The organism is Nonomuraea terrae, from assembly GCF_004348995.1.
Lineage (GTDB): Bacteria > Actinomycetota > Actinomycetes > Streptosporangiales > Streptosporangiaceae > Nonomuraea > Nonomuraea terrae.
In genome coordinates this window covers 1-14,785 of the sequence record NZ_SMKQ01000111.1, presented here as the reverse complement: position 1 = coordinate 14,785, position 14,785 = coordinate 1, and the positions used below count along the sequence as shown (strand labels likewise).

Genomic DNA, 14,785 nt, shown 5'->3' with positions numbered 1-14,785 from the left:
TGACCTTGCTCTACCGTGCCACGGAACCGAAGCGACCACGGGAGGTCATCGGCGTGAGGCGTGCGCTCATCGTGCTGGCCGTGCTGGTCGGCCAGATGCTGGCCGGGCACGGCCTGCTCGCCGGGCCGGCCCGGGCGGACGACGCCGGCGGCAGGGTCGCCCTCATCGGCGTGCCCGCCCTGCACTGGAACGACATCACCCCGTCCGACACACCCCACCTGTGGAAGCTGGCCGCCTCCAGCGCGATCGGCTCCCTGTCGGTGCGTACGGTCGGCAACGTGACCTGCCCCTACGACGGCTGGCTGACCGTCTCGGCCGGCACCAGGTCGGCGGCGGGCTACCGCTGCGGCGCGCCCCCCGCACCCGAGCGGCAGGGCGACGGCGCGGTCGTCCCCGGCTACCGCTACCTCATCGACGTGGCCGGACAGCGCTACGCCGGCACGCTCGGCCGGTCACTCAAGGCGGCCGGTCAGTGCTCGGTCGCGATCGGCCCGGGCGCCGCGCTGGCGCTGGCCGACCAGCAGGGCGCGGTGCAGAGCTACCGCGACTCCGCCACGGGGATCACCACCGCCGACCTGGAGCGGTGCCGGATGGTCGCGATGGACGTCGACGACCTCGTCGCCCCCTACCTGACAGACGGCCGGCTGCCCGCCGAGCCGGAGCTGCTCGGCCCCGCCGAGCGGCGCCGGGCGCTGCGCCAGGCCGACGCCGAGGTGGGCGCGCTGCTCACCGCACTGCCCGCCGGCACGACGGTGCTGCTGGCGGGGATGTCCGACCACGGCTCGGTGCCCCACCTGCGGGTGTCGGCGCTGCAGCGGCCGGGCGCAGAGGGCCGCCTGCTTGGCGCCGCCTCCACCCGCCGCGACGACATCTCGATCCTGCCCGACCTGACCGCCACCGCGCTCACCGAGCTCGGCGTCGCCGTGCCGCCGACCGTCGTGGGCGTGCCGCTGCGGGTCGGCGACCCCGGCGCCACCGTCGAGCAGCTGCGGCGCGCCGACGCCAGCGCGCAGACCATGCGCTCGGCCAAGGGCCAGTACTTCACCGCGCTGGCGGTCATCCAGGTCCTGTTCTACGTCGGCGCCTTCCTGCTGCTGCGCCGCCGCAGCCACTGGCGCTGGCTGCGCGTGGCGGCCGTGGCCGTGGCGGCCCTGCCGGTCACCTCGTTCCTGGTCAACCTGCTGCCGTGGAGCGACCATGTGGGGCTGTTCGGCGGCATGCTCGCCTGGTGGGCGGCGATCACCGTGCTGGCGCTGGCCGGGCCATGGCGGCGCAAGCCGCTCGGCCCGCTGGCCGTGGTCGCCGGCATCACCGCGCTGACGCTCGCCGCCGACCTGCTCACCGGCACCACGCTCCAGCTCAACAGCTTCATGGGCTACAGCGCCGAGCAGGGCGCCCGTTACTTCGGCCTGGGCAACATCCCGTTCGCGCTGCTCGCGACCGGCACGCTGCTGAGCACCACCGTGATCGCGCACCGGTGGCCTGGCAAGGTCGGCGTGGCCGCGATCGTGGTGCTGGGGGCGATCGCGATGGTGCTGGGCGGCTCGGGCCTCGGCAGCGACTTCGGCGGTGTGATCGCGTTCGTGCCGGGCATCGCGGTGACCGCGCTGATCCTGTCGGGCAAGCGGGTCTCGCTGATGAAGCTGGCGGCGTTCTGCGTGGCCGGCGGGGTGATCGTGATGGGCTTCGCCTGGTACAACTACCTGCAGCCGCCCGCCGAGCAGACCCACCTCGGCAGGTTCGTCGGTCAGGTGCTGACCGGGGAGGCGTTCGACGTCATCTGGCGCAAGCTGGAGGCCATGCTGGCCACCCTGCTCAGCCCCAACCTGATGCCGATCGTGATCGTGGCCGTGGCGTTCCTGGTCTACGCGATACTGCGGCCCGAGCAGGCCTCGGCTGGGGTGGTGCCGGCGGCGTTCGAGCACTCCCCCGCGCTGCGCGCCGGTCTGATCGGCACGCTCGTCAGCGGCGTGGTCGGGATGCTGGTCAACGACTCCGGCGCGGCCGTGCTGTCGATGGCGCTGGCCCTGGCCGTGCCGCTGCTGCTGGCCACCGGCCTCGGCGCGGTGGCCTTCGGCCGCGGATCAGCCCCAGGCGTCGGCGAGCAGCTGTCGGGTGTCCCGAAGTAGCTGCGGCAGCACCTTGGTCTGGGCGACGACCGGCATGAAGTTGGTGTCGCCGCCCCACCGCGGCACGACGTGCTGGTGCAGGTGGGCGGCGATGCCGGCGCCCGCGACGTGGCCGAGGTTCATGCCGACGTTGAAGCCCTGCGCGCCGCTGGCCTTGCGCAGCGCCCGCACCGACTTCTGGGTGTATTCCCCCAGCTCGGCCACCTCGGCGGCGTCGAGCTCGTCGTAGTCGGACACATGCCGGTACGGCACCACCATCAGGTGGCCGGAGTTGTACGGGTAGAGGTTGAGCACCGCGTAGACCGACGCGCCCCTCGCCACGATCAGGCCGTCCTCGTCGCTCATCGTCGGGATGACGTCGAACGGGCATCCCTCTCCGGGGCCGCTGCCGGTCGGCTTGTTCTCGCCCTTGATGTAGGCCATGCGATGCGGGGTCCACAGACGCTGGAAGTTGTCCGGGGCCCCTGCCCCTGCCTGATCGTGCATAACTAGCAGCATATGACCACGGACAAACGGGGAGCTCTTCCGGCACAATCCTGATCATCCCCCGACAGGAGATCGCCATGACTGAGACCCTGACCGAGCAGTCCGCCCCCGAGCAGTCCGACGGGCCTTCGTACATCGAGGCGCCGGCCACCGACTCGGCTGTGAAGGGGCGCATCAAGGTCGCCGACGAGGTGGTCGAGAAGGTCGCCGCGCTGGCCGCGCTGGAGGTCGAGGGCGTCGCCGACATGGGCGGCGACCTCGCGCGCGCCTTCGAGTCCGTACGCGACCGCATCGGCCTCGGCTCGCGCCGCGCCAACCAGGGCGTCAACGCGCAGATCCACAACGGCGAGGTGGCCGTGAGCCTGACGATCGTGGTCGAGTACGGCCATGTCGTCATGGACGTCGCCTCCGAGGTCAAGACGAACGTGGCCATGATCGTCAGCCGGATGCTGGGCATGCGGGTCATGGAGGTCAACGTGACCGTGGACGACGTCCGCCTTCCCGGCGACCCCCACCCGGCCCCGCGCGACCCGGCCGCCGACGAGGAGCCGTCTTCCGCCGCCTGAGGGTTCACATGCGGGGCGCGGCTGCCAGGATGAGAGCCATGACGGATCAGCTCCAGCCCATGCCCGAAGACTGGCAGCGTGCCCTGGCCATCGTGGCCCACCCCGACGACCTCGAGTACGGCTGCGCCTCCGCCGTGGCGACCTGGACCGACGCGGGCCGCGAGGTCGCGTACGTGATGGTGACCCGTGGTGAGGCGGGCATCGACACCCTCGAACCGGTCAAGGCCGCGGCGGTGCGCGAGCAGGAGGAGCGAGCCAGCGCGGCCGTCGTCGGGGTGAGCCGGGTGGAGTTCCTCGGCCACGCCGACGGCGTCATCGAGTACGGTACGCCGCTGCGCAGAGACCTGGCCGCCGCCATCCGCCGGCACCGCCCCGAACTCGTGATCACCATCAACCCCGACGACGCCTGGGAGGGCACGTACTGGAACACGCCCGACCACCGGGCGGTCGGCCGGGCCGTGCTCGACGCCGCCGGTGACGCCGGCAACCGCTGGATCTTCCCCGACGCCGGTGGCGAGCCGTGGAACGGCGTGCGCTGGGTGGCGGTGGGCGGCACCGACTCCCCCACCCACGCCGTCGACGTGACGGACGGCCTGGAGCGGGGCGTGCGCTCGCTGCTGGAGCACCGCGCCTACATCGAGGCGCTGACCGACGGGGACCCGGAGGCGTACGCGCGCGGCCTCATCGAGGGCTTCGCCCTGCAGGAGGCGGAACGCTTCGGCGGGCGCCCGGCGGTCACGTTCCGGCTCTACCCGCGCTAGAGAACGCAGCGGCGGAGCGGCCTCGACGGGGGGCCGCTCCGCCGGATGACGGTCAGACCTGGACGCGGTGCTCGACAGCGCTGACGATCTCGGCGACAGCGTCGTCGATCGGGACGCCGTTCTTCTGCTCGCCGTTGCGGTAGCGGAACGACACCGCTCCATTGGCGATGTCGTCGTCGCCCGCGAGCAGCATGTACGGCACCTTGGCCTTCTGCGCGTTGCGGATCTTCTTCTGCATGCGGTCGTCGGAGGCGTCGACCTCGATGCGGATGCCGCGCTCACGCAGCCGCTTGGCGACGTCCTGCAGGTAGGGCACGTGAGCGTCGGCGATCGGGATGCCGACGACCTGCACCGGGGCCAGCCACGCGGGGAAGGCGCCCGCGTAGTGCTCGACCAGCACGCCGAAGAAGCGCTCGATCGAGCCGAACAGCGCCCGGTGGATCATCACGGGTCGCTTGCGGGTGCCGTCGGCCGCCTGGTACTCGAGCTCGAACAGCTCAGGCAGGTTGAAGTCGAGCTGGATGGTCGACATCTGCCAGGTGCGGCCGATCGCGTCGCGGGCCTGGACGGAGATCTTGGGGCCGTAGAAGGCGGCGCCGCCCGGGTCCATCACGAGCTCGAGCTTCTCCGCCTCGGCCACCTCGCGCAGCGTCTGGGTGGCCTCCTCCCAGACCTCGTCGGAGCCGACGAACTTCTGCGGGTCCTTCGTGGACAGCTCGAGGTAGAAGTCTTCGAGCCCGTAGTCGCGCAGCAGGTCGAGCACGAAGCGCAGCAGCGAGGTCAGCTCGTCGCGCATCTGCTCGTGGGTGCAGTAGATGTGGGCGTCGTCCTGCGTCATGCCGCGCACGCGGGTGAGGCCGTGGATCACGCCGGACTTCTCGTAGCGGTAGACCGTGCCGAACTCGAACAGCCGCAGCGGCAGCTCACGGTAGGAACGCCCGCGCGCCCGGTAGATCAGGTTGTGCATCGGGCAGTTCATCGGCTTGAGGTAGTAGCGCGCCCCCTCCAGCTCCATGGGAGGGAACATGCCGTCCTTGTACCAGTCGAGGTGGCCCGAGACCTGGTAGAGGTGCTCCTTGGTGATGTGGGGCGTGTTGACGAACTCGTAGCCCGCCTCCTCGTGGCGGCGGCGCGAGTAGTCTTCCATCACCCGGCGGATCACGCCGCCCTTGGGGTGGAAGACGGCCAGGCCGGAGCCCAGCTCGTCGGGGAAGCTGAACAGGTCGAGCTCGGCGCCCAGCTTGCGGTGGTCGCGCTTCTCGGCCTCCTCCAGCAGCTTGAGGTAGTCGTCCTGCTTCTCGCGCGACTCCCAGGCGGTGCCGTAGATGCGCTGCAGCTGCGGGTTCTTCTCGCTGCCGCGCCAGTAGGCGCCGCCGGAGCGCATGAGCTTGAACGCGGGGATCGACCGGGTGGACGGCACGTGGGGGCCGCGGCACAGGTCTTTCCACTTCAGCTCGCCGGTCTTGGGGTCGAGGTTGTCGTAGATGGTGAGCTCGCCGGCCCCCACCTCGACGGACTCCTCGTCGGCGGCTCCGCCCTTGAGCCCGATCAGCTCCAGTTTGTACGGCTCCGCCGCCAGCTCCGCTCGCGCCTCCTCGTCGGTGACGACCCGGCGGGAGAACGCCTGCCCCTGCTTGACGATCTCGCGCATGCGCTTCTCGATGCGCTTGAGGTCGTCGGGGTGGAAGGCCTGCTTGACGTCGAAGTCGTAGTAGAAGCCGTTCTCGACGGGCGGGCCGATGCCCAGCTTGGCCTCGGGGAACAGCTCCTGCACGGCCTGGGCCATGACGTGGGCGGTGGAGTGGCGCACGATCGCCCGGCCGGCGTCGCTGGAGACCTCGATCGGCTCGACCGCGTCGCCGTCGGCCAGCGACCAGGCGAGATCGCGCGGCTCGCCGTTGACGCGGGCCGCGATGACGGTGCGGCCGTCGGCCTCCAGCGCCTCTCCGGCCGTCGTGCCGGCCGCGACCACACGCTCGGCTCCGGCGAGGGTGATGCGTAGCTCGGCTGACACGGTGTCTCCCTTGGGATCGCGCTCGATGACGGGCACCGAGGCTGGTTCGTATGGTGAACACCGATGCTATCGCGGGCGAAACCCCATCCTTGTCAGCTCCTTGCGGCTGCCGTGGAAGACGTTGCGGTCGAGGGGCCTGTTGTCGTACTGGTGGATGGTCCAGTCGTTCCAGGGGCTCGGCACCGCGGGCTCTCCGCGCGGGCTCGCCGGGCTGGCGATCCACAGGGGATGTTCGGCCAGCCCGGAGCAGTGACCGTTCTGCGCGAACGTGTGGAAGGTGTAGATGAACGGCCGCACGCCGGTGTGCCGCTCGACGAAGTGGCACCACCGGCGCGCGTAGCGGGCGACCTTCTCGGGGCCAAGCCCGTCGTTGGTCTCCAGGTCGAGCGCGATCAGGTCGCCGCGGCGCAGGCCGCCGGCCGACCTGATCACGTCCAGGAAGTGACGCGCCTGCTCCAGGGGGTCGCCCTTGGGCCGGGCGAAGTGGTAGGCGCCGCACACGATCCAGCTTTCCCGCATGCCGTTCCAGTTGCGCGGAAACCACTTGTCGGTGTAATCGCCGCCCTCGGTCGCCTTGGCGAAGGCGAAGGCGACTCCTCGGTCGGCCTGGCCGGTCCAGTCGACCGTGCCCTGCCAGTTCGACACGTCTATGCCCTGCAGCAAGCGCTTCTTCACCTTGCCGGAGTTTATTGAGACCTGCCCTGATCAGCCCTTCGCCGCGCCGATCAGGAGGGTACGGGTGCGTTCCCGGTTGGCGAACGGGGAGGCCACGAAGTCGGTCACGCCGGCCTGCTTGAGCTCCTCGAGCTTGGCCAGCACGGTGTCCTCGTCGCCCACGATCGCCACGTCGCCGGGCCCGGCCGCGCCCTCCCGGTCGAGCATCGCGCGGTAGGACGGCAGGCGGCCGTACATCGAGAAGATCTCGTTGGCGCGGGCGACGGCGCCGGCGGGGTCGTCGGTGACGCAGATGGGCAGCGCGCAGACGATGCGCGGCTCCTCGCGGCCGGCCTCGGCGGCGGCGGCCCTGATGGTCGGGGCGATGTGCTCGGCCACCGTCTTCGGCCCGGTCATCCACAGGATGGTGCCGGCGGCCACGGTGCCGGCCAGCTTGAGCATGCGCGGCCCGAGCGCGGCCACCAGCACGGGGACGCCCGCGCCGGGGGTGGTGAGCCGTACGTTGGCCTTGAGCGTCTCGCCCTCGTAGGAGACCTGCTCGCCCTTCGAGGCGGGGACGAGGATGTCGAGGTACTCCTTCATGTGCCGGCCGGGGCGCTCGAAGCTGTAGCCGAACACGTTCTCGATGACGACCTTGTGCGACAGCCCGATGCCGAGGGTGAGCCGGCCGCCGAGCGCGGCGTTGGCGGTCATGGCCTGCTGGGCGAGCACGGCCGGGTGGCGCGGGTAGGTCGGCACCACGGCGGTGCCCAGCTCGATGGGCGGGGCCTGCGCGCCCGCCGCGGCCAGAGCGGTGATGGCGTCGAGGCCGAAGATGTTGGACAGCCAGGCCGAGGTGAAGCCGTCGTCCGCCGCGCGGGCGATCTGGTCGCGGAGGGCGCCGATGGGGTCGTCCCCCTGGGGTTCGGCGAGGAGATATCCGTAGCGCATAGAACAGAACTCCGTTCTGGTGACTGAGGCGAATGTATCTCGTATCCGCCCGGCCGGGCGGTCCCCCGGCGCGGCGCGGCCGATTTGTAAAGTGGGCTGCATGACGCACGAACGCGCGGGACAGCCCGCCCGGCCTTCGGACCTGGTCGACGTCGCCAGGCTGGTGACGTCCTACTACGCCCTGCGTCCCGACCCCGGCGAGGTGGGGCAGCGGGTGGCGTTCGGCACCTCGGGGCATCGCGGATCGTCGCTGAAGACGGCGTTCAACGAGGAGCACATCCTGGCCACGACGCAGGCGATCTGCGAATACCGGCGCGCGCAGGGCACCGACGGTCCGCTCTTCCTCGGCATCGACACCCACGCGCTGTCGGAGCCGGCCCGCGTGTCGGCGCTGGAGGTGCTGGCCGCCAACGAGGTCGACATCCTCATCGACACGCGCGACGGCTACACACCGACGCCCGCCGTCTCCCACGCCATCCTGCGGCACAACCGCGACCGCACGTCCGGGCTCGCCGACGGCGTCGTCATCACCCCGTCGCACAACCCGCCGTCCGACGGCGGGTTCAAGTACAACCCGCCGCACGGCGGCCCCGCCGGCACCGACGCGACCTCCTGGATCCAGGACCGCGCCAACCGGCTGCTGCAGGACGGGCTGAAGGGTGTGCGCCGGGTCCCCTACACCACGGCCCTCGACCGGGCCGGGCGCTACGACTTCCTGGGCGCGTACGTGGACGACCTGCCGTCCGTGGTGGACCTCGACGCCGTCAGGGCGGCCGGGGTGCGCATCGGCGCCGACCCGCTGGGCGGGGCGAGCGTGGCCTACTGGGGCGAGATCGCCGAGCGGCACCGGCTCGGCCTGACCGTGGTCAACCCGCTGGTGGACCCGACGTGGCGGTTCATGACGCTCGACTGGGACGGCAAGATCCGGATGGACTGCTCGTCGCCGTACGCGATGGCCTCGCTGATCGACAACCGCGACAGGTACGACGTCTCGACGGGCAACGACGCCGACGCCGACCGGCACGGCATCGTCACGCCCGACGGCGGGCTGATGAACCCCAACCACTACCTCGCCGTGGCCATCTCCTACCTGTACACCCACCGCGACGGCTGGCCGTCGGGGGCCGGGGTGGGCAAGACCATGGTGAGCAGCGGGATCATCGACCGCGTGGCCGAGTCGCTGGGCCGGCGGCTGTACGAGGTGCCGGTGGGGTTCAAGTGGTTCGTGCCGGGGCTGCTGGACGGCTCGCTGGGGTTCGGCGGCGAGGAGAGCGCGGGGGCGTCGTTCCTGCGCCGCGACGGGTCGGTGTGGTCGACCGACAAGGACGGCCTCATCCTCGCGCTGCTGGCCTCCGAGATCCTGGCGGTCACCGGGAAGTCGCCGAGCGAGCACTACCGCGAGCTGACCGGGCGCTTCGGGGAGCCCGCGTACGCGCGGGTGGACGCGCCTGCCACGCGGGAGGAGAAGGCCGTGCTGGGCAAGCTGTCGGCCGAGCAGGTGACGGCCTCGTCGCTGGCCGGGGAGCCGATCACGGCGGTGCAGACGTCGGCGCCGGGCAACGGGGCCGCGCTGGGCGGCGTGAAGGTCGCGACGCGGAATGCCTGGTTCGCGGCCCGGCCGTCCGGGACCGAGGACGTCTACAAGATCTACGCCGAGTCCTTCAAGGGCGCCGACCACCTGGCCAAGGTGCAGGAGGAGGCCCGTTCCCTCGTCTCGGCCGCCCTGGGCTGACCCGGGGCGGCCGTGCGGCGGTCAGTAGGTGAGGTGGCGGCCGCCGTCGCCGACGAGGGTCTCGCCGGTCACCATGTCCGACTCCAGCAGGGCGGTGACCAGCTGGGCGACGTGCTCGGGGCGGGCCGTGCGGCGCAGCGGCGCCTTCAGCTCCTCCTTCGTCGCCATCTCGGCGAACACCTGCTCCCCCACCCGGTCGATGTGCCAGCGGGTCGCCACCATGCCGGGCGCGACCGCGTTCACCCGGACCTCGGGCGCCAGCGCCACCGCGAGGTCGCGGGTGAGCTGGAGCAGCGCGGCCTTGCTGACGCCGTAGGCGATCGAGGAGCCGGTCGGGTGCAGCCCGGCGACGGAGGCCACGTTGACGACGGCCCCGCGCGCCGCACGCAGGTCGGGGGCGAAGGCGCGGGCGCAGTAGAAGGCGCCCATGAGGTTGACGCCCATGACCTGCCGCCACACGTCGTCGGTGAGCCCCTCCAGGTCGGGGAACGGCACCCACCTGGTCATGCCCGCGTTGCACACCAGGACGTCCACCCGGCCGTAGGAGGCGCGTACCCGCTCGGCCATGCGGCGTACGGCGGCGTCGTCGGACACGTCGGCGGCCAGCGCCTCGGCCTTGCAGCCCAGGCTCTCCAGGCGCGCGACCGTCTCCTGCGCCTCGCCGGCCGAGCGCGAGTAGCCGACGACCACCGCCGCCGCGCCCTTCCTGGCCAGGCGCTCCGCGACGGCCGCGCCGATGCCCGTGCCGCCGCCGGTGATCACGGCGACCGTGCCGTTGAGGTCCATGCTCGTCACTCCTCCGCCACGGGCTTGCGCACCGGGTCGATGTCGGCGATGTCGATGTCCTTGGTCTCGCGCGAGGCGTAGAAGGCCGCGAAGGAGATGACCGCCGTCCCGATCAGGAAGGCCGCCACCAGCCACGGGGCCCCGTCGAGCCGGGCCGCGAGCGCCGCGCCGATCAGCGGCGAGAACCCGGCCAGCGCCGCACCCAGCTCGCGTGAGGCGGCGAAGCCGGTGTAGCGCACGCGGGCCCCGAACAGCTCGGCGTAGAAGACCGGCTGTACGGCGACCTGCGGGGCGAACCCGAACGCACCCATGATCATCATGGCCAGCCACACCAGCCACGGCACCCCGGTGCCGACCATGAGGAAGTACGGGTAGACGAAGACGGCGACGAACACGACGCTGAACAGGTTGAGCGGGCGCCGCCCGACGCGGTCCGACAGGTTGCCGTAGATCGGTTGCAGCACGATGACGGTCAGCGCGAAGAGGATCACGCCGAAGAGCGCGCCGTGGTTGGACATGCCGAGCTCGGCGGTGGCGTACGCGACGCTGAAGGTCGACAGCGTGTAGACGATGGCCGTGTCGTTGATGTGCGCGCCGACGCCGACGAGGAAGTTGCGCGGGTGGCGGGCCAGCGCGTCCTTGATCGGTACCCTGACGATCTCGCGGGTCCGCTCCATCTCGCGGAACACCGGAGACTCGGCCACGCGCAGCCGTACGTACAGGGCCACGCCGATCAGCGCGAAGCTCACCAGGAACGGCAGCCGCCAGCCCCACGCCAGGAAGTCCTCCTCGGGCAGCAGCTGGACGAGCAGGAACGCCGAGGTGCCGAGCACCAGCCCGATCTGCACACCGGTCTGGGCGAAGGAGGCGTAGTAGCCGCGCCGGCCGGGCGGGGCGTGCTCGGCCAGCAGCGTCGCCGCGCCGCCGAACTCGGCGCCCGCGCCGAGGCCCTGGCAGACGCGCAGGAACGTGAGCAGGATCGGCGCCCACACGCCGATCGCGGGATGGGTGGGCAGCAGGCCGATCAGCCCCGTGGACACGCCCATGATCAGCGTGGTGATGATCAGCGTGGAACGGCGGCCGATCTTGTCGCCGAGGTGGCCGAAGAGCACGCCGCCGAACGGCCGGACCACGAAGCCCACGCCGAACGTGGCGAAGGCGGCGATCGTGCCGGCGGCGGGGTCGGAATCGGTGAAGAACAGGCGGTTGAAGACGAGGGCGGCGGCGGTACCGTAGATGAAGAAGTCGTACCACTCCAGGGCGGTGCCGACGAGGGCTCCTGTGACGACGCGCTTGAGCTCGGGTGAGGAGGTGGGGGGCGGCGTGGCGGACATCTAACCTCCAGGGGGCGTGTCAGGCCAGGGAACGCCGAGCCGCGAGGCGAGACCCGTTAACTCCGCCCACACCGGCGCGGGCACCGGGATGCCCTCCTTCAGCCGCTCCGCGCGCGTGCCGGCCTCGGGCTCCCCCGGAACGACCACTCCGGGGCCGGAGGCGCGCAGGGCCTCGCAGAAGGCTTCGACCTGGGCGACGTAGACGTCCAGGTCGACGAACGCCGTGACGTCCACCGCGGTGACCACCGTGCCGAAGGTGCCGTCGTACTCGGGCGAGCAGGCGGCGCCGGTTCCGGTGAGCAGGCCGCCGACCAGCTCGATGAGCACGCTGAGCCCGTACCCCTTGTGGCCGCCGAACGGCAGCAGCGCCCCGCCCCGGTAGAAGTCGGCCGGGTCGGTGGACGGGCGGCCCTCCGGATCGACGACCACGCCCTCCGGGGCCGGCGAGCCGGCCGCGCGCAGCAGGCCGAGCTTGCCCTCGGCCATCGCGGCGGTGGCCCAGTCCATGACCACGGCCGTGCCCCCGGCCCGCGGCACGGCCCAGGCCATGGGGTTGGTGCCGAGCATCCTGCGGTGCCCGCCGTACGGGGCCACGGTCGGGTCGGCGTTGCCGACGATCTGGGCGATGAGGCCCTGGCGGGCCAGCGCCTCGGCGTACTCGCCGAGCCGGCCGACGTGGTTGCACTCCCGGATGGCGACCACGCCGACGCCGTGGGCGGCGGCGAGGGCGGCCGCCTCGGCGGAGGCCAGGCGGGCGGCCGGTTGCCCGAAGCCGCGCCGCCCCGACACCACGGCGGTGGCGCCGCGACGGGAGACGACCTCTGGACCGGCGCCCGGCAGGATCACCCCGGCGTCGATCTGACCGAGGTACGGCACGATCCGGCGTACGCCGTGCGAGCCGTGCCCGGCCAGGTCGGCCTCGACCAGCGAACCTGCGACGACCTCCGCCGCGCCGGACGGGACGCGCGCGGCGGCCAGCAGGTCGCGGGCGAGATCGCGCAGGAGGTCGGCGGTGATGACATGTGCGGATGCGTTCACGGTGACCCGCCTCGCTCTGGCAGGACTGACGTTCCGTGTGCGCGCTTATGCCCGCTTCCCGCTCCGCCAAACGGATCTCTGGAAAGGGCTTACCGATGGAGCTCACGGGCGGGCGCGGCGGGCATGCCCGTGCGGCCGAGGTCGGCCCTGCGACCGGCCACGACGCCGTCGCGGTAGCCCGTGCCACTGGTCCGCGGCACGCTGAGGCGGATCCTCGGGTAGCGGGCGGCCACCGCGCGGTCCACCTCGGCACGGCGGTCGGCGAGCACCAGCGCCGTGCCGGCGGCCCCCGCCCCCGCCACCGCCTCGGTCTCGGCGCGCGACTCCGCGGCGCACAGCAGGCGGTAGACCTCGTCGGTGAACCCCAGCAGCCACGACCTGCGGTACGCCCGCACGGCCGTGACGCCTTCCGGGAGATCCGCCCTGGCCAGCCCCGAGGCCATCTGCAGCAGCAGCGACGTGGCCAGCAGCTCGGCCCGCTCCAGGTCGGCGGCGAAGCCGAAGACGTGCACCCGCTGCCCGCCGTCGCCCCGGCCGAGCAGCAGCGGGCGGCAGCGCACGGCCTGGGCGACCAGGCTGACCAGGCGGGCCTTCTCCCTGGCCCACGGCCCGGGGAGGGTGACGACGCGGTCGCCGGGCGTCTGACGGGTGCCCTCGGGCGGCAGCGCCTCGATGCCGTACTTCGCCATCAGTGTGGAGGCCGCCGCCATGAACGCCGCCCGCTCGTGCTCGTTGTCGGTGCGTTCGGCCTTGGCCAGCAGTTTCCTGACGCGTTCGAGCGTGCGCTCCCGCAAACGTGCTCCCTACGACTTGCCGCTCAGCACCCGCCCGTCGTCGTCGAGGGCGGGGAAGGCGCCGGTGTCCACGATGCCGTGCTGGTGGTACAGCGCCTCGATGAGGGCGTGCGCCTGCGGCTCCAGCTTCCAGAGGGCACGATACTCGCGCGCCGTGGCCAGCGAGATGCCGATCTCCTGGGCGATGTCGACGGTGCGCGGCACGATGCCCTTGGCGATCTGGCGGTCCCAGTACTCCCGCGCGGCCCGCATCAGCGCCGCCCGCTCGGCCGTGCTGATGACCTGCGGGGTGGTGTCGAGCACCACGGCGTCCTCGTCCTCGTCCCGGACCAGCTCGGCCAGCGCCGGCGGCAGCGCCGGGCGGGCCGGCACCGGGTTGTGGTCGGGCTCGGGCTCCCACGGCACGCGCGGGTCGGCGTCGATGAGCGCGGAGGTGTTGTACAGGGCGGCGATCTGGGCCAGCAGCGCCTCCTGGCGGGCCGGGTCGACGGCCAGGCCGGTGTGCTCGACGGCCTGGTCCATCGCCTTGTCGAGCTTGGCCAGCGCGTGGCGCAGCTTGCGCTCGGAGGCGCCGTTCTCGCGCAGCGCCTTGGCCCGCTTGGCCGCCAGCGCGACCCTGGTGAGCCTGCGGTGCGCGTCGACCTCGCTGGCCGTGCGGTCGCTGACCTCGGCCAGGCCCAGCCTGACCATCAGCCTCTCGGGGGTCAGGCGCCAGTTGATGCGGCCGGTGCCCCGGATGCGGTGGCGTTCGATGGCCATGCCGCGCTCCCACAGCCAGGCGGCGACCAGCGGGGCGGCGAGCCGGAAGATGGCTTCGGGCAGGCTGCGCGCGTCCATGCTGGACAGCACGGCGGTCAGGCAGGTCAGCGCCCACACGGCGATGCCGTCGATGCCGGCGGAGAAGTTCTCGCGCATGTTGCGGCGGGCGCGCACGGCGGAGGTGATGATCGCGACCTCGATGAACGCGAACAGCAGCAGCCGCAGCGGACCGTCGAGGCCCAGCACGTCACCGGAGAAGCGCCACATGCCCTGGGCGGAGACGCCCGTGGCGATGGAGGCGGCCACGATGGTGAGCACGTCCTCGATGGGGCGGGGGGCGACGTACCTGGTGAACAGCCACGAGAGGGCGCGCCATACGACTCTCAGCGCCAGGAGCGCCAGGACGAGCCCGGCCAGGCCCAGCAGCGCGATGACGGCCGTGGCGAGCGGCTTCTCGGTGACGAAGACTGTTATTTCCTCTAATGTCGGCATCTGTCACTATCCGTGAGGCTCGAACTCCGGCTCTATGCGACGAGATCATCGCAGAACGTCGCCATCTTGTACGCCAAACGCCATCCGCCGTCCCTTTTCTCCCACCTTTCCCTGCTGTTCAGGCATTCTGACCGACTATGTCGCCGGTCGGCCTGGCGTCCGGGTGACAGGCGTGCTACCCCGCCGGCCGGACAGGGCCGTCCGGGCGCACAATGGGCGCGAGGAGGTCACCGTGAGCAAGCGATCGCGCAGACGCCGCGCTCTTCCCAGCGGCGCCCCCGCTCCACCC

The 14,785-nt window shown here is 72.0% G+C and carries 13 protein-coding genes; 4 read left to right on the top strand and 9 right to left on the bottom strand.

Annotation, left to right across the window (positions count from 1 at the left end; genetic code table 11):
* Positions 1 to 53: 53 nt before the first annotated feature.
* Entirely contained in the window at positions 54 to 2,129 is a 2,076-nt protein-coding gene (locus E1286_RS28670; RefSeq protein WP_246075259.1) for a hypothetical protein, read from the top strand.
* On the opposite strand, the gene E1286_RS28665 is transcribed toward E1286_RS28670, so the two are convergent.
* Positions 2,085 to 2,615 (bottom strand): HIT family protein, encoded by a 531-nt coding sequence (locus E1286_RS28665; RefSeq protein WP_246075257.1) that lies wholly within the window; start codon positions 2,613 to 2,615, stop codon positions 2,085 to 2,087. The two genes, E1286_RS28670 and E1286_RS28665, sit on opposite strands and share 45 nt — an antisense overlap.
* A gap of 77 nt (positions 2,616 to 2,692) precedes the next feature.
* On the opposite strand from E1286_RS28665, the gene E1286_RS28660 reads away from it, so the two are divergent.
* Together E1286_RS28660 and E1286_RS28655 are read left to right on the top strand one after the other, a co-directional pair.
* The gene (locus E1286_RS28660) at positions 2,693 to 3,181 is read left to right on the top strand and encodes an Asp23/Gls24 family envelope stress response protein (RefSeq protein WP_132617352.1); all 489 of its coding nucleotides are present in this window, start codon (positions 2,693 to 2,695) and stop codon (positions 3,179 to 3,181) included.
* Between the two features lie 38 nt (positions 3,182 to 3,219).
* The gene (locus tag E1286_RS28655) at positions 3,220 to 3,942 is read left to right on the top strand and encodes a PIG-L deacetylase family protein (RefSeq protein ID WP_132617350.1); all 723 of its coding nucleotides are present in this window, start codon (positions 3,220 to 3,222) and stop codon (positions 3,940 to 3,942) included.
* 52 nt (positions 3,943 to 3,994) lie between these two features.
* Here the strand turns inward: E1286_RS28655 and thrS are convergent, their stop codons facing one another.
* The 3 genes from thrS to E1286_RS28640 all read right to left on the bottom strand — a co-directional run bounded on the left by thrS (position 3,995) and on the right by E1286_RS28640 (position 7,561).
* Entirely contained in the window at positions 3,995 to 5,956 is a 1,962-nt protein-coding gene (gene thrS / locus E1286_RS28650) for a threonine--tRNA ligase (RefSeq protein WP_132617348.1), read from the bottom strand.
* Between the two features lie 66 nt (positions 5,957 to 6,022).
* Positions 6,023 to 6,631, bottom strand: a complete 609-nt coding sequence (locus E1286_RS28645; protein ID WP_165969951.1) for a glycoside hydrolase family 25 protein — start codon at positions 6,629 to 6,631, stop codon at positions 6,023 to 6,025.
* Positions 6,632 to 6,661: 30 nt separating this feature from the next.
* Positions 6,662 to 7,561: a TIGR03564 family F420-dependent LLM class oxidoreductase gene (locus E1286_RS28640; RefSeq protein WP_132617344.1), complete on the bottom strand. Its 900-nt coding sequence runs from the start codon at positions 7,559 to 7,561 to the stop codon at positions 6,662 to 6,664.
* Between the two features lie 100 nt (positions 7,562 to 7,661).
* Here E1286_RS28640 and pgm point away from each other — a divergent pair, with 100 nt between their 5' ends.
* A complete protein-coding gene (pgm, locus tag E1286_RS28635) occupies positions 7,662 to 9,293 on the top strand; it encodes a phosphoglucomutase (alpha-D-glucose-1,6-bisphosphate-dependent) (protein WP_132617342.1) in 1,632 nt (543 codons plus the stop codon).
* Positions 9,294 to 9,314: 21 nt separating this feature from the next.
* On the opposite strand, the gene E1286_RS28630 is transcribed toward pgm, so the two are convergent.
* From E1286_RS28630 to E1286_RS28610, 5 genes are all read right to left on the bottom strand, one after another.
* On the bottom strand, positions 9,315 to 10,079 hold the full coding sequence (locus E1286_RS28630) for an SDR family NAD(P)-dependent oxidoreductase (protein ID WP_132617340.1): 765 nt from the start codon (positions 10,077 to 10,079) through the stop codon (positions 9,315 to 9,317).
* A gap of 5 nt (positions 10,080 to 10,084) precedes the next feature.
* Positions 10,085 to 11,413, bottom strand: coding sequence for an MFS transporter (locus E1286_RS28625; protein WP_132617338.1), 1,329 nt, complete (start codon positions 11,411 to 11,413; stop codon positions 10,085 to 10,087).
* Positions 11,414 to 12,451 (bottom strand): Ldh family oxidoreductase, encoded by a 1,038-nt coding sequence (locus tag E1286_RS28620; protein WP_132617336.1) that lies wholly within the window; start codon positions 12,449 to 12,451, stop codon positions 11,414 to 11,416.
* An 89-nt stretch (positions 12,452 to 12,540) separates the two neighbouring features.
* Positions 12,541 to 13,245 (bottom strand): DUF2786 domain-containing protein, encoded by a 705-nt coding sequence (locus tag E1286_RS28615; protein WP_132617334.1) that lies wholly within the window; start codon positions 13,243 to 13,245, stop codon positions 12,541 to 12,543.
* A 9-nt stretch (positions 13,246 to 13,254) separates the two neighbouring features.
* Positions 13,255 to 14,496 carry a hypothetical protein gene (locus E1286_RS28610; RefSeq protein WP_132617332.1) on the bottom strand — a complete coding sequence of 414 codons (1,242 nt, stop codon included), beginning with the start codon at positions 14,494 to 14,496 and terminating at the stop codon, positions 13,255 to 13,257.
* Positions 14,497 to 14,785 lie beyond the last annotated feature (289 nt).

Excerpts from the sequence above, each read along its gene's own strand:
- E1286_RS28665 (WP_246075257.1), bottom strand. The coding sequence starts at position 2,615 with ATGCACGATCAGGCAGGGGCAGGGGCCCCGGACAACTTCCAGCGTCTG.
- E1286_RS28660 (WP_132617352.1), top strand. The coding sequence starts at position 2,693 with ATGACTGAGACCCTGACCGAGCAGTCCGCCCCCGAGCAGTCCGACGGG.
- E1286_RS28655 (WP_132617350.1), top strand. The coding sequence starts at position 3,220 with ATGACGGATCAGCTCCAGCCCATGCCCGAAGACTGGCAGCGTGCCCTG.
- E1286_RS28640 (WP_132617344.1), bottom strand. The coding sequence starts at position 7,561 with ATGCGCTACGGATATCTCCTCGCCGAACCCCAGGGGGACGACCCCATC.
- pgm (WP_132617342.1), top strand. The coding sequence starts at position 7,662 with ATGACGCACGAACGCGCGGGACAGCCCGCCCGGCCTTCGGACCTGGTC.
- E1286_RS28630 (WP_132617340.1), bottom strand. The coding sequence starts at position 10,079 with ATGGACCTCAACGGCACGGTCGCCGTGATCACCGGCGGCGGCACGGGC.
- E1286_RS28625 (WP_132617338.1), bottom strand. The coding sequence starts at position 11,413 with ATGTCCGCCACGCCGCCCCCCACCTCCTCACCCGAGCTCAAGCGCGTC.
- E1286_RS28610 (WP_132617332.1), bottom strand. The coding sequence starts at position 14,496 with ATGCCGACATTAGAGGAAATAACAGTCTTCGTCACCGAGAAGCCGCTC.